This window comes from Planctomyces sp. SH-PL62, from assembly GCF_001610895.1.
Taxonomy (GTDB): domain Bacteria; phylum Planctomycetota; class Planctomycetia; order Isosphaerales; family Isosphaeraceae; genus Paludisphaera.
Genome location: NZ_CP011273.1, coordinates 4,587,468 through 4,601,658, shown reverse-complemented (window position 1 = coordinate 4,601,658; position 14,191 = coordinate 4,587,468). Strand labels below are relative to the sequence as shown.

Genomic DNA, 14,191 nt, shown 5'->3' with positions numbered 1-14,191 from the left:
CCGTGAGACGTACCAGACAGAGGGGGGCTTCGGCCCCCCTCTTTTCGTTGGCTTCACGAGAGCGACCAGGATGAACGGCTACGCTCCCGGCTGGCAGGCCCGCTGCACGAAATGCGGCCTGATTCGCGACGCCGCCGAGATCGGCCTCGTCCGCATCGGAGCGTGGTCGTGGAAGAACTACACCCTGGGGGGGTGCCCGCGCTGCGGTCGTCTTCGCTTCCTGGCCGTCGAGCGCAAGCCGCCCGAGGCCGCTCCGCGGGCTCAGTCCTCGTAGAACTCGCCCAGGCACGAATCGACCGCGTCCGGCACGAGGGACTTGTCCGGCTCGGCACCGGCGGGCTGGCCGTTCGCCGAGGGATCGAGGGGCTTGGGCTCCCGGGCGCGTTCCGCTCTGGTCGGGCCCACATCGTTCCAGAGCCGATCCGCCACGACCACGAAGGCCGGGACGAGGATCGGCCGCACCAGGAACGTGTCCAGCAAGATCCCCAGCCCGAGGGAGAAACCCAGCTCCTTGAGCGAGGTGAGGCTGCCGGTCAGCATCGAGCCGAACGTGCCGGCCATGATGAGCCCGCACGAGCTGATGATGCCCCCCGTATGCGCCACGGCGCGGCGGGTCCCCTCGACGACCCCGTGCTTGGCCTCCTCCTCGATGACCCGGGCCATGAGCAGGATGTTGTAATCCTCCCCCACGGCCACCAGGATCACGAACAGGAAGAAGCCGACGGTCCAGTCGAGCCCGCCCCACGGCTCGGTCCCCTGGTGGATGCTGCTGAAGACCAGCTCCGTGACCCCCAGCGACGCCAGGTAGCCCAGCACGACCGTCAGGATGAGGTACAGGCAGGTCCCCGGCCGACGGAGCAGGGCGACGAGGATGATGAAGACCCCGAACGTGACCAGGAAATACATCCGGCGCTCGTCGCCCGTCGTGACCCGCATCAGGTCGTTCACCGCCGACGTCGAGCCGGCGAGGCCGATGCCGGTGCAGCCCTGGAGCGGCCCGCCGGGTCGGCTGGCGGCGTTCAGGGTCTCGTTGACCAGGGCCAGGGAGTCCAGGCTCGCCTTCGAGAACGGGTCGGTCGCGAAGACGACGTCGAACCGCGTGATGTGGTTGCGCGAGCGGGCCGCGGGCACCTCGGCCTGGCCGGGCTCCCTCGTCTCGACCGGATTGATGCTGACGTAACGGCCGTCGGCCGCCGCGCGGAGGGCCCGATCGGCCATCTTCTGGAGGAAGTTCATCTCGGCTTCGGGGATCGGCGGCTTCCCCAGCGGCTGCGAGAGCGAGCGGACCTCGGCCACGCCGGGGACCGCCAGGAGCCTCGCCGTGACCTCGGCGACCTTCTCGCGACCCTCGGGCGATCGGAAATCGAGCTTGGGGTTCTCGACCACCGCGATCGTCGGGCTCAGCTCGCCGACCGCGAAGTAGTGGCGGATCCGAGACGCCCCGACGACGCTCGGCCGGTCCGGCGCGAGGTCCGCGAGCTGGCTATAGTTCGACGTCGTCCTCGCGCCGATCACGGCCAGGGGGAGCAGCGCCGAGAGGCTCACGACCAGGATCCAGATCGGATGGCGGACCACCAGGTTCGCCACCCACACCCAGAAGCCCGACATGGGCACCTCATCCAGGCTTTCTTCCTCGCGGCTCATCCCGGGCGAGTGGTGCGGCGGGCGGAACGGCCAGAAGATCGCCCCCCCCAGCCACGACAGGAGCATCGGCGCCAGCGTCAACGCGGCCAGCAGCGCGATCGTCAGGCTCAGCGCGATCGCCGGGCCGGTGTAGCGGATCTTGGCGAAGCTCGAGAAGTAGAGCATCCCCAGCCCGATGATGACCGTCCCCGCGCTGGCGACCAGCGCCCCGCCCACCTGCTCGATCGCCTCGCGCAGCGCGTCCCGCCGCGAGCGTCCCCGCGCCAGCTCCTCGCGATACCGGGCGATCAGGAAGAGGCAGTAGTCGGTCCCGGCCCCGAACAGGACCACCACCACGAAGACGCGGGTGATGTTGATGACCTGGAACGTGATCCAGGGGATCGCCGTCAGGGCCGCGATCGCCTTCATCGAGACGACCACCGAGAACGCGATCGTCACCAGGGGGACCATCGCCAGCAAGGGGGACCGATAGACGATCAGGAGGATCGCGATCACCAGGACGATCGTCGCCGTGGTCGTGTTCTCGATGCTCTCGTTCGCGGCCGTGTTCATGTCGTGGCCGACGACCGCCGACCCCGTCACCGTCCGCTCCAGCCCCTCCGGCAGCGGCGGCTGCTGGGCCAGGTACTCCAGGATGTTGTCGACGGCGATCCGCGTCTTGCGCGAAAGGTAAGTGCCGTTGAGCGAGGCGATCGTGAGCACGGCCTGGCCGGGGCCGTCCTGCGCCTTGCCGATCAGCCTGGGGCCGATGACCGGCGAGCGATGGGTGTCGAGCTTTTTGACCCCCAGCGTGGGGTCGGCCTCGCTCCACTTGTAGAAATCGGCCGCGTGCTTCTCGACGAACGCCAGGTCTTGGGGGGTCAGAGGCCCCGACCTGCGGTCGAAGACGAAGACGAGCTGCGAGCTGGACGCATCCCGAGGGAAGCCTCGCTCCAGGAGGTCCTGGCCGACGACGCTCGGGTAGTCCCGGGGAAAGAACCGGACGTCGTCGTCCTTGGTCACTTCATCCCAGCGCGGTGCGTAAAGAAAGAGCAGGGCTGTCGCCGCGGTCCACAGCACGAGGACGATCCAGGACCGGCGCTGCACCAGGCGGGCAAGAAAAGGAAACATGTTCGGGCTGGTTCCGCGTGGTGAAGCGATCGAACGACTTCCACCCTGAAGCCGTCAGGCGGACAGCCCGCCGGCTGGTCCCAAGTCGTCCAGCGGCAAGCTTTTTGGTTGATCGGGTTGAGCATAGTCGATACCCGGCCGGCTGTCAAAGCGAAACGGACCTGCCGTGGTTCCGGCTCCAGTGGGCCTCTTACGGGGGAGCCGGCGGGGGATTTCGGGGTCGAAGCTTGGCCTGAAACTTGCCGTGACGAGTATTATGCTCTAGAAGATACGGATCGGGTCGACCATCCGGCCCGGGAACGAGTCCCTGAGGAAACCTGCGTTGTCGCTTTCATCGCTCCGAGAACTCTCAAGCCGCTGGACGGGCCGCCTGGCCCACTACAACTCGCATCGCAACGATGAGCATCTGAACGCGCTGTACGAAGAGACCCTTCGATTCGTCGGCCTTCACCTGGAAAACGATCTCTGTCGTTCGGAGTACTGGTCGCGGGTGCCGCTGCACAGCCGCCTCGTCGTGCTCCTCTATCTGGTCGATCAGGGCGCGGTCGAGTGGACGGTGCGACACGGCCGCCACGTCTTCGCCGCAGCCCCCCACTCCGAGGAATGGATCGGCCGCCAGGCCGAACTCCGGCCCTTCGCGAAGGCGACGCTGGAGCTGGTCGCCTCGCTGCGGTACGACGCCGCCCGTCGCGCCCGCTCGCGCAAGTCCTGACGCCGGACCTCGGGCCGTCGACCCGGGTCGACGCGCGTAAGGCGAACAGTTGTTGAACCTAGCCGCCCTTGCGGGGGCGGCTCCGGGCTCCCTCGCGGCTGCGGTCCACCATCCGCAGATACCCCTGGCATCCTCGCCATCTCGCGCGGGCGACGGGGTCGCCGGTGAGCCACGACCGCCATCGCAACAGGACCGTACGCACCCGGAATCGCCAGGGGACGCGGACTCGCCCGTCCCCGGCGATCACCAGCCCTGTCACCCGAGGGCGATCGCGGGCCCGGCTCACCCGCCAGACTTTCCGAGGCTGGATCTCATATCCCTCCCGCTCCAGGACGTTCTCGACGGCCCGCTGGAAGCCGCCGGGCATGCCGCCGTCGACCCATGAGAAGGTCAGATCGTCGGCGTAGCGCGTGTAGATCCCCCGCGACCGGGCGGCGAGGCGCCGGAGCTTCTCGTCGAGCCGCACGTTCACGAGATTGCTGAGGCACGGACTCGTGGGCGCTCCTTGCGGCAGGCCGTCGCGAAAGGTGCAGAGGCGCATCAGGACGCGCAAGGGCTCGCCGCTCCAGCCCTGCTCGCGGAAGAATCGATGGACCCGCCACGCTCGGGTCGCTTCGAAGAAGTCCCGGAGGTCCAGCGTGACGATCGTCGCCCCGCGCGCGTGCGGGAGCGCATTGAAGACGGGCGACGCGCCGGGGTGGAAGGCGGTCGCGCACGGATGGATCGGCAGTCGCCCGAGATGCTCGTCGAGGAGTCGGCGTTGCAGTCGCTTGAGCGGCGGCGAAGGGGCCAGGATGCGCCGTTCCCTCCCGTCCGGCTTGGCGCCCCGGATCGGTCGGTAATGGTACCGGCGGCCGAGCCGGATCGCGTCGAGTTCGTCCTCGGCCACCCCAAGAAGCTGCGCGAGCGCCTGGGCGTGGGCGGACGACGGCCCGGCGGGCGTCAGCAGGCGACGCAGGGTGGGCGGGACGAGGTAGCTCAGGGGATGGCCGGGGTTCATGCCGGGGCGCCGGGGTCGGCGCGAGGGGTCGAGGTGCGGGACAGAAGGGCGTCGAGCCCGGGGATGATGAGCACGTTCCCCGACTTCGAGGCGAGCCCCGCCAGGGTTTCCAGCTCCTGGAGGCGCAGCAGCAAGGGATTCTCGTGGATCAGCCGCGCCGTGTTGGCGCGCGCCCGCGCCGCGGCGACCTCGTGGCGAGCGGCCGTGAGGCCGGCCCGACCCTTCAGATCGGCCTCCACTTCCTGCAGGAAGACGGCGCGGACCGAACCCGGGAGGACCATGTCCTTGAGGCCGACCCGGGTAAGCTCCAGCCCGTACGCCTTCGCCCGTGGCGCGACGCTCGCGTGCAGGTCCTGGGAGAGCGCCTCTCGATTGTTCAACAGTTCGTCCAGCGTCCGCCCGGTGATGGCCTCGCGCAGGGTGAGCTGGAGGTCTTGATAGAGTTGGGAGTGATAGTCGCCGACTCGATGTCGGGCGGCGATCGGGTCGGAGACGCGGTACTGGGCGATCAGCGTGACCCGGACGCCGATCTTCTCGCTGGTGAGGATCTCCTGGGCCTCGACCGTCGCGCTCACCTCGCGGACGTCGACGCGGAAGATCTCCCGGCCTTGCCAGCTCCAGAGCCGGTAACGACCGGGCGGCAGCATCTCGAGGAACCGGCCGTGCTCGTAGAGCAGCCCCCGCTCGTATTCGCGAACGACAACCGTGCGACGCAACACGACCGGCTCCTCTCGATGCTCGAAAAACGCTCGATCCGGATGAACGGGATGAGGACGAGTCGGAGGGCGTGTGCCGGACGAGTCGGCGATCGCGGGCCGATCATTGACGCCGGGTCGCCGCGAGCGTGAAGCGCGCGGCGGGGCCAGGCAGGTATCCTGACCGACGCAGGACGATCGCCGATCACGGTTTCCCGTGGCCGGCGGGGAGGTCGTTCGCCCGAAGGCTTGACCTCCCGGTTCACCCTCCGACGATATCCCCGCGACGCCGCGCGTCGTGGGGATAAAAGCAATGCCCCCGACCGCGGTACGCTCGATCCTACCGGGGAGCGCCGCCAGGGCTTGAGGCGGCCCGATTGTAAGCCCCGAATCTCGGGGCCGCCAGACCCGGTCGGGCGAGTTCCGGTCGTCCGATCGGCCCCTTCTTCAACGACTCCGCTCGGCCCGGCTCGCGATCAGCCGACGCCCGCCAGGGTGCCGCACGCGGCCTGGATGTCCTTGCCCCCGGAATAGCGCCGGACGATCGGCTGGCCGACGTGCCGGGTGAGGGCGTCTCGGAAGCCTTGCAGCTCCTCGGCGGTCGGGGGCGCGTAGCGGCCGGTCGGGTCGGTCACCTCGATGAGGTCGACCCGGACCGGCGTGTCGCCGATCAATTCGCCGAGCGCCCGCGCGTCGTCCTCGCCGACGTTCACGCCGCCGATGCAGACGTAGGCCAGGGTGACGCGGCATCGCCGGGCCAGGGCGTGCCGACGCGCCGCCGCGACGACTTCCGCGACCGGCCATCGCGAGGCCACGGGGACCAGCTCCTTCCGCTTGGCGTCGGTCGCCGCCCCCAGGCTGATCGCCAGTCGATAGCGATGGCCCTCGCGCGTGTAACGGTCGATCTCCGGGACGAGGCCGACCGTGCTGACGGTGATCGCCTTCGCCGCCACCGAACCGGCGGAGGAACACCGCATGAGATCGGCCGCCGCCAGGACGTTGTCGTAATTCAGGAACGGCTCGCCCATCCCCATGAACACGGCGCCGGTCACGCGCCTTCCCTGGCTCTGCACCAGGTCGCGGGCCTGGAGGAACTGGTCGATGATCTCCCAGGTCTGGAGATTCCGGCGCGTCGTCATCCGCGCGGTCGCGCAGAACGTGCAGCCCATCGCGCAGCCGATCTGCGACGACAGGCAGAGGCTGACCGCCCCCGGCTTGTGCAGCGGGATCAGCACGGTCTCCAGCGCCAGCCCCTCGCCAGTACGGAACCGGAGCTTCTGGAACCCGTCCTGCGGCGAGACCACCGAGCCGTCGAGGGTCAGCCGGGGCAGGGGGAGCGGGGCGATCGACTCGGCCAGCCTTCTGGGGATCTGCGATTCGGCCATCCAGCGCCCGGGTTCGAGCACGCCGCGCCGGAAGATCGCCGAGAGCAGCTTGCGTACGACCGTGGCGTCGCAGTCGCGCGCGGCGGCCCAATCCTCCAGCTCGCTCGGCCTGATGTTCCTGGGATCCATCGTCCGTCAACCCTCCGATGCCCGATCGCCCCTCTCTCGCCTCAACCTGCCAGTCTATCCGACTTCGGCTCCGAGAAATATTCCAGCCGACCCGAAGGGAGGCCCGCGTGTTGCAGATCTGGATCCCATGGTGAAGCTGGGACGATCCCCTTTCCGGATCGAGACCGCGACGAGCATCCGGGGATGAGTCCTGGCTTCCAACCGAGAAGAGAAAAGCGCCGAACGAAGCCAATTTGCGGCCTCGTTGATTCGATGCAAAATCCAACTAGATAGAGCTTTGGGGAGGACTGGCTCCGTTCGGCGTCGGGTCGAACGAAGCCGATCCCGGGCTGCTTCGCTGCGGGAGGTTGGGAAACAGCGACGCGATCCCCGGTCGGCGATCCGAAGGGTCAAATGCGCCGAACGAAGCCAATTGCGAGTGGTGTCGAACGTCGTCAAATTGTGTTGGTGTAAACCTTTACGTCTAGCCAGTGGAAGCCCGGGCAGGCCGAACGAAGCCAATACCGCGGCTCGCTCGGGGATGGAGGACCGGAGGCCGATCGTCACGGATTTCGAAGCCTCCGAGATGTTTGAAATTTCACGGGGTTCATGAACAAACCTTTGGGCGGCGCGTGTCGTAGGAATGAGGAATCGCGTACGATCAGACCGGAGAGTCCTGGGCGTCACGCCCCAAGATCTTCCGGATTGTGGCTTTGGGGAAGTCGACGGGCGAGCGTCGGTCGATTTCCTTGGGGTTCGTCCATCGGGGGCCGTGCGGCTTCCGCAACCTCGAAACGCCCGCGATGCCCCCTGGAATTGTGGAGGAGAGAGTTGAATATGAAGCGAAACCCTGTCGCCTGGGCGGCCCTCGTGGTCTCCACGGCCGCGTTGATCAGCTCGACGGGTGTCCTGCGTCCGATGCCCGCGGCCCCCAAGGTGTCGCCCGAGGGCCAGAAGGTCGCCGCGGCCCTGTCGCAGGCCTATGAAGCGGTCGCCGAGGCTGTGAAGCCCTCGGCCGTGTTGATCAGCGTCAAGAAGAAGTCGTCGGGGCCGAACATGCGGAACTTCCAGTTCCCGTTCCCGGGCAATCCGGGCAACCCCGGCGGTCCCCGCGGCCCCCAGTCCCCCCGCGACATGAAGGACCTTGAGGAGATGCTCAAGAAGTTCTTCGGGCCCGAGGGCGTCCCCCAGAACAACCAGTTCGGCGGCCCCGGCAGCGGCGTCGGCTCCGGCTTCGTCTACGACGACCAGGGCCACATCCTGACCAACAACCACGTCATCGAAGGGGCCGAGAAGATCACCGTCGGCTTCCATGACGGGATCGAGCTCCCCGCGACGGTCGTCGGCGCCGACGACAAGTCCGACGTGGCCGTGATCAAGGTCGACTCCACGAACTACCCTGCGCTTCTCCGGGGCGACAGCCGGAAGCTCAAGGTCGGCGACCTCGTCATGGCGGTCGGCTCGCCGTTCGAGCTGAGCCAGAGCGTCACCACCGGGATCATCTCGGCCACCGAGCGGAACAATGTCCGCATCAACGACTACGAGTCTTTCCTGCAGACCGACGCGGCCATCAATCCCGGCAACTCCGGCGGCCCCCTGGTCAACATGGCGGGCGAGGTCGTGGGCGTGAACTCGGCGATCGTCACCGGCGGTCGCGGCAACGACGGCATCGGCTTCGCCATCCCCATCGACATGGCGCAGAACGTGGCCGACCAGCTCATCAAGGACGGCAAGGTCAGCCGCTCCCGGATCGGCATCAAGCTCGACCCCCTCACCCCGGTGCTGGCGAAGCAGCTCGGCCTCGAGCCCGGCGTCAAGGGCATCCTGGTGGGCGAGGTCGTCGATGACAGCCCGGCCGCGAAGTCCGGGCTCAAGCAGGGCGACGTGATCATCGGCTGGGGCGGCGAGACGATCCCGAGTCTCCCCGCGTTCCGCCTGCGGGTCGCTTCCAGCCCGGCGGGCCGGGAGGTCGCCGTGGAGTACTACCGCGACGGCGAACGCAAGACGGCGACCATCGTCCCGGCCCCGGCCGAGAACGTGGTCTTCGACATCGAGCGCCAGATCGAGAAGAAGGACGACTCCAGCCCGGCCAAGGAGCCGGAGAAGTCCCCCGTGGGCGACTTCGGCCTCGAGGTCCAGCCGCTCACCCCGGAACTCGCCAAGTCGCTCGGCCTGCCTGACGGAGCCAGCGGCCTGCTCGTCTCCGACGTCAAGGAGAACAGCCCCGCAGAGGCCGAGGGCCTCAAGCAGGGCGACGTCATCACCAAGGTCCTGCGCGACAAGAGCGTCCAGCCCGTCGGCGACGTCAAGTCGTTCCAGGAACTGGCCGCCCAGAGCGAGATCCTCTCGTTCTACGTGCAGTCCAGCAGCTCGGTCAACCGCTTCGTCTCCCTGTCCAAGACGAAGTAAACCCGTCGCCTCTCGACGAGGCCCCGGAATGCGAGAAAGGGCGGATCGGCGCGAACCGATCCGCCCTTTCGTCGATTTATGAAGATCCAGACGTGACCTGGGGCCGCGGGGTCAATCAGGGTGTCGGCTACGATGTCGGTGGGTCTTCCTGGTGGTACGACGAGTTATCGACCCGTCGCGGCGTCTGGATCACTCTAATCCGCGCCTGGCTCCATGGATTTTCGCCCGCGGCGGGGGATCGTCGGGGGTGGGTCGACCTGGCCGGCCGAATCGACGATTCCGCGCGGTCGGCGAAGCCCGGAAGAAAGGAACTGCACGCTTCGGCCGATCTGAGGTATTGTAGAAGATAAGTCGGGACGAGGCGTCCGCGAGGCGAAGCTCCGACCATCGTCGAGAAACCATGAAGAGCCTGCCGGGGGGTCCGATGGACGGCAGGCTCTCGCCATTAACCTTGCCGCGGGCCGAGGACGAGGGTCGCGATGATCGATCCGACAACGAATCCCGGATCAGAAGAACACGAGTCGACCGAACGGTACGACATCGAGGTCGCTCCCCGGGTACGCAATCTGCCGCCATACCTGTTCGGCAAGATCAACGAGCTGAAGTACCGCAAGCGTACGGCCGGGATCGACGTCATCGACCTCGGCATGGGGAACCCGACCGATCCCCCCGAGGAGTGGGTGATCGACAAGCTGTGCGAGGCCGCGCGAGACGCGCGGAACCACCGCTACAGCGTCGCCAACGGCGTGTACAACCTGCGCCGCGAGGTCGCCGCCAAGTATGAGAATCGGTTCGGCGTGAAGCTGGACCCGGACCATGAGGTCGTCGCGACGATCGGGTCGAAGGAGGGGTTCAGCCACATGTGCCTGGCCCTCCTCGGGCCGGGCGACACGGCCCTGGTGCCGGCGCCGAGCTTCCCGATCCACGTCCACGCGATCGCCCTGGCGTCCGCCAACGTGATCTCGCTCGACGTCCGCGACTCGCAGTCGTTCCTGACGAATATCGCCCGGGTCTGCGAGAGCCTCCTGCCGAGGCCCAAGATCCTCGTCCTGAACTACCCGCACAACCCGACCTCGACGGTCGTCGAGCCGGCCTTCTTCGAGGAGATCGTGGGCCTGGCGAAGAAGTACCGCTTCTTCGTGATCCACGACTTCGCCTACGGCGACATCGGGTTCGACGGCTATCAGCCGCCGAGTTTCCTGTCGGTCAAGGACGCCATCAAGGTCGGCTGCGAATTCACGACCATGTCCAAGGGCTACAACATGGCGGGCTGGCGGGTGGGCTTCGCCGCCGGCAACCGCGACATGCTCGGCGCCCTCAAGGCGATCAAGGGCTATTACGACTACGGCCTCTTCCAGGCCGTGCAGATCGCCTCGATCGTCGCCTTGCGGCACGGCGAGGAAGGTCGGCTCGCCCAGGTCGCCGAGTACCAGGATCGCCGCGACATCATGGTCCGGGGCCTGCGACGCCAGGGCTGGGAAGTCGAGGCGCCCAGGGCCGGCATGTTCGTCTGGGCCAATATGCCCGAGCCCTGGCGGAGTCAGATGGGCTCGATCGACTTCGCGATGAAGCTGCTGCAGGAGGCCAACGTGGCCGTCAGCCCCGGACGGGGCTTCGGCGAGGCCGGCGAAGGCTCGCTGCGGCTCGCCCTCGTCGAGAACCCTCACCGCCTCCGCCAGGCCATCCGCCAGATCGGCCGTTGCCTGCGGCTGGAGCAGGCCGTCAACTGACTCCGCTTCGAAACGACCTCGCCGCGGGTCCGGGGCCTCGAAGGTCCCGGACCCGCGGCGACGGCTCGACGCCCGGCGACTCGTCCAGGCCGAGCGGTCAGACTTCCCGATGACGCCCGGGCGCGGCGGGCGGCGGGTTGTCGTGATGGGCCTGCTGGTTCGGCAGGGAGCCCCCCTTCGGCGGCGGCAGGAGTTCCATGCGACCGAAGATCATGCGTCCCGCGCTGGTCTGGAGGACGCTCGTGACCGTCAGCCGGACGATCTCGCCGATGTGGTGCACGCCCTGCTCGGCGACCACCATCGTGCCGTCGTCGAGATAGCCGACCCCCTGGCCGGCCTCCTCGCCGCGCTTGATCAGTTTGACGTTGAGGTTCTCGCCCGGCAGGACGATCGGCTTCATGGCGTTCGCCAGGTCGTTCAGGTTGATCACGTCGACCCCCTGGAGCCGGGCGATCTTGTTCAGGTTGTAGTCGTTGGTGACGACCTTCCCCCCCAGGTGCTTCGCCAGGATCACCAACCGCTGGTCGACCTCGCGGACCCCCGCCAATTCGGGGATCTCGGCGTCGTCGATGCGGACCTCGACGCCGGGCGACTTCTGCAGCCGGTTCAGGATGTCCAGGCCCCGACGTCCCCGATTGCGACGCAGCTTGTCCGAGCTGTCGGCGATCCCCTGCAACTCCTGGAGGACGAATCGCGGGACCACCATGGGCTGATCGATGACCTTCGTCTCCGCCACGTCGGCGATCCGACCGTCGATCACGACCGAGGTGTCGAGGACGAGCGGACGCGCCCCCTTGACCTCCTTGGAGAACTCGACGTAAGGGATCACGAACCGGAAGTCGTCCTTCGTCTGCAACAGGGTCGAGATGCAGATATAGCTGATGAACAGCATCAAAACGCTGGCGATGGCCGAGTGGATCATCGGATGGACGTAGAGCTGGAGCGCCGGCTGGACCGCGTCGTTGATGAGGTTGCTCAGGAAGATCCCCACGATCACGCCGAAATAAACGGCTGAGATCGTCTGGATCTTCTTCCTCGGGGTCAGCAGGTCCCCCATCACGCAAGCGATGGCCGCCAGCATCAGGCCGATGAAGAAGACGTAGGGCTTTCCGAGTTCGTTCTCGCCGACGACCCTGGCGAGGCGGACGCCGAGGCCGGCGACCACGAGGATGAACGTCAAGCGAATCAGGACGAGCAACATGGGATGATGGACCTCGCTACGATCGAGCTGCCGGGACGATCCGGTCATGGATCCAGGATGGGCCGCGACGAATTAAAAAGCTAGATGAATTCATTCGGACAAGCCTACGCCGGACTTGCGGTCGGACTCGATCTCCCGACTCAGACGCTCGTGGAACGCGTCCAGGCTCTCGGTGACGACCTTGGTCTCGCCGAGGACCGGCATGAAATTCACGTCGCCGTCCCAGCGGGGCACCACATGCCAGTGGAGGTGTCCCGGAAGCCCCGCGCCGGCCGCTTTCCCCTGATTCAGCCCCACATTGTAGCCCTGGGGTCGCATCATGCGGTCGAGGATCCGGATCATCCAGCGGATCGTCTCGATCGGCTCGACCAGCGACCGGCCTTCGAGTTCCTGGAGCGTCCCCAGGTGGGCTCGGGGGGCGATCAGTAGGTGGCCGTTGTTGTAGGGATAGCGGTTGAGGACCACCACCGATTCCCGGCCGCGCCAGGCGATCAGGTTCTCGGCGTCGCGATCCTCGGCCAGACCGTCGCAGAGGAAGCATGCGGAGGCGGGCCTCGCCTCAGGGGCCGTGCCGGACACGTACTGCGCACGCCAGGGCGCCCAGATTCGATCGATCACGGTCGAAGACTCCGGCCGATCGCAGACCCCTCGGCATGAACAAGGCCCGGCGATCGGCGTCGGGACGATGCCGGCAACGGACGCGAACGGACGATTCGAGACGATCTCGGTCCAGCGGCCGAGCTTCGCACACGCCCGATGCAATCATAACAGGCGGGAGTTGGAGATGTCTCGCCAGACCCGTCGAAAAACGAAGGATGCGATGAGGCGGGGGGGCGGGGAGCGGGAAGAACCGTCGCGATCAGAGCAAGCCGCGCTCCCAGAAGGAGGAGCATCGGGCCCAGACGCGGCCGGTGATGTGCTCGCTCTCGACCACGATCAGGGGGGCCCGGAATTCCCCGGGGCGGACCCGGGTCTCAGGGTCGAGCAGGACGTGATTTCCCGGGACCCGGAACTTCCATCGCTTCGGGTAGCCCGCGAAGGTCCCGGCCGAGCCCTCGTCGATCGCCTCGCCGTCGACCGTCCAGCGTCGACCGGTCCACTCGACCTCCTGGCCCTCCACGGCGACGACCCTGGCGGCGCTCTGCAGGCCCGTGGCCGAGCCGTCCACCCAGACCCACTGGCCCGGGGAGGGGAGCCGATCCTTGTAGGCGAGCCGGTTGACCAGGTACGACCCCTCCTGGGGATCGGGCCCGTAGCTCGGCCAGGCCAGCAGCGTCAGCAACCCGAAGGCCGGCGCGTGCAAGGCCAGGCTCAGCCCCGCCCCCGTAACGGCGAGGACCGGCGTGGGGGTCAGGCCCGAGAACGGATTCTGACGGACCGCGTCCACCCAGCTCAGGCCCTGGAAGAAGATCGAGGCGACCAGCAGGAACCAACTCAACGGGCTGCCCCAGAGCAGAAGCGCCGAGATGGCCGACGACGCATACAGCGCCGCCAGGGCCGCTCCGCGCGTCCTCCTCCCCGCCGACCACTGGGGATGTCCCGGGATCAAGTACGTGAGCTGGGGGACGTTCGTGGAGAACGGCAGGGCCGCGACGGCTCGTCGAGTGGTTGAGGGCGGATGGTCGTCGATGGACTTCATAAAACGTGTCGCCTGCGGGTGCGCACGAGTAAGGCGGGGCGGCGGTGGGATCGACTCGGGCTCGTCGACCGCCGAGAACGTACGGGACCTTCGAACGGGGATGCCGATCCTCGTCGAAGGACGTCCCCGTCAAGAGTACACGATCCGGTCGAAATCTCTCCTCCCGAATTGTAAGCCTTCTCGAGGAATCTCCAAGTTTCTTCCGGAGCGGCCCGAGACTTCCGGCCGAGGTGGCGCGGCCCCCCGACGGCGTCCCGCGGAAAAGTCCTCGCCAATCGGGAGGCGTCGCGAGTATGTTGATTGGGGCGAAAGGGTGGCGCCTTGACGCTCCGACGACGGTTGTTAAGATGATTCGTCCTTGATACTCGCGAGCCTTCCCGGATCGGTCCCGATCCCGCATCAAGGCCCCCGGCCTACCGATACTTGATGCGTTCCGCTTCCCCCGGATGGCCGAAGGTCCGTTCTTGGAACGACGGATCGCGCGGCTCCCGTCTCGACGAGTTCGGCGTGTGGTTTCTGGTCGCGGGAGGTGCGTTCCACCCCTCCGGCGCCTGTTGA

At 67.4% G+C, this 14,191-nt stretch carries 11 protein-coding genes; 4 read left to right on the top strand and 7 right to left on the bottom strand.

All coding sequences use genetic code 11. From position 1 onward, the window contains the following. Positions 1-70: 70 nt before the first annotated feature. A complete protein-coding gene (locus tag VT85_RS17815) occupies positions 71-274 on the top strand; it encodes a hypothetical protein (RefSeq protein ID WP_068418306.1) in 204 nt (67 codons plus the stop codon). Here VT85_RS17815 and VT85_RS17810 read toward each other — a convergent pair. Next, positions 262-2,754, bottom strand: a complete 2,493-nt coding sequence (locus tag VT85_RS17810) for an MMPL family transporter (protein WP_082858695.1) — start codon at positions 2,752-2,754, stop codon at positions 262-264. The genes VT85_RS17815 and VT85_RS17810 overlap by 13 nt on opposite strands. Before the next feature lie 322 nt (positions 2,755-3,076). Between VT85_RS17810 and VT85_RS17805 the strand changes: the two genes are divergently transcribed. After that, complete coding sequence (locus tag VT85_RS17805; protein WP_197490843.1) at positions 3,077-3,466, top strand: hypothetical protein; 390 nt, start codon at positions 3,077-3,079, stop codon at positions 3,464-3,466. A 58-nt stretch (positions 3,467-3,524) separates the two neighbouring features. Here VT85_RS17805 and VT85_RS17800 read toward each other — a convergent pair whose 3' ends face one another. From VT85_RS17800 to rlmN, 3 genes are all read right to left on the bottom strand, one after another. Continuing rightward, positions 3,525-4,466: a reverse transcriptase family protein gene (locus tag VT85_RS17800; protein ID WP_068418300.1), complete on the bottom strand. Its 942-nt coding sequence runs from the start codon at positions 4,464-4,466 to the stop codon at positions 3,525-3,527. Then, positions 4,463-5,185: a slipin family protein gene (locus VT85_RS17795; RefSeq protein ID WP_197490842.1), complete on the bottom strand. Its 723-nt coding sequence runs from the start codon at positions 5,183-5,185 to the stop codon at positions 4,463-4,465. The genes VT85_RS17800 and VT85_RS17795 overlap by 4 nt, the downstream gene beginning before the upstream one ends. 452 nt (positions 5,186-5,637) lie before the next feature. After that, positions 5,638-6,675: a 23S rRNA (adenine(2503)-C(2))-methyltransferase RlmN gene (gene rlmN, locus VT85_RS17790; RefSeq protein WP_068418291.1), complete on the bottom strand. Its 1,038-nt coding sequence runs from the start codon at positions 6,673-6,675 to the stop codon at positions 5,638-5,640. Positions 6,676-7,491: 816 nt separating this feature from the next. Between rlmN and VT85_RS17785 the strand changes: the two genes are divergently transcribed. Together VT85_RS17785 and VT85_RS17780 are read left to right on the top strand one after the other, a co-directional pair. Continuing rightward, entirely contained in the window at positions 7,492-9,063 is a 1,572-nt protein-coding gene (locus VT85_RS17785; RefSeq protein WP_068418287.1) for a trypsin-like peptidase domain-containing protein, read from the top strand. A 479-nt stretch (positions 9,064-9,542) separates the two neighbouring features. After that, a complete protein-coding gene (locus VT85_RS17780; protein WP_068418284.1) occupies positions 9,543-10,793 on the top strand; it encodes an aminotransferase class I/II-fold pyridoxal phosphate-dependent enzyme in 1,251 nt (416 codons plus the stop codon). Between the two features lie 97 nt (positions 10,794-10,890). Here VT85_RS17780 and VT85_RS17775 read toward each other — a convergent pair whose 3' ends face one another. The 3 genes from VT85_RS17775 to VT85_RS17765 form a co-directional block, all read right to left on the bottom strand. Then, positions 10,891-11,994, bottom strand: a complete 1,104-nt coding sequence (locus VT85_RS17775; RefSeq protein ID WP_156512932.1) for a PIN/TRAM domain-containing protein — start codon at positions 11,992-11,994, stop codon at positions 10,891-10,893. 90 nt (positions 11,995-12,084) lie between these two features. After that, the gene (locus VT85_RS17770; protein ID WP_197490841.1) at positions 12,085-12,612 is read right to left on the bottom strand and encodes an HIT family protein; all 528 of its coding nucleotides are present in this window, start codon (positions 12,610-12,612) and stop codon (positions 12,085-12,087) included. Between the two features lie 241 nt (positions 12,613-12,853). Continuing rightward, positions 12,854-13,633 carry a hypothetical protein gene (locus tag VT85_RS17765; RefSeq protein ID WP_068418280.1) on the bottom strand — a complete coding sequence of 260 codons (780 nt, stop codon included), beginning with the start codon at positions 13,631-13,633 and terminating at the stop codon, positions 12,854-12,856. Between the last annotated feature and the right edge of the window lie 558 nt (positions 13,634-14,191).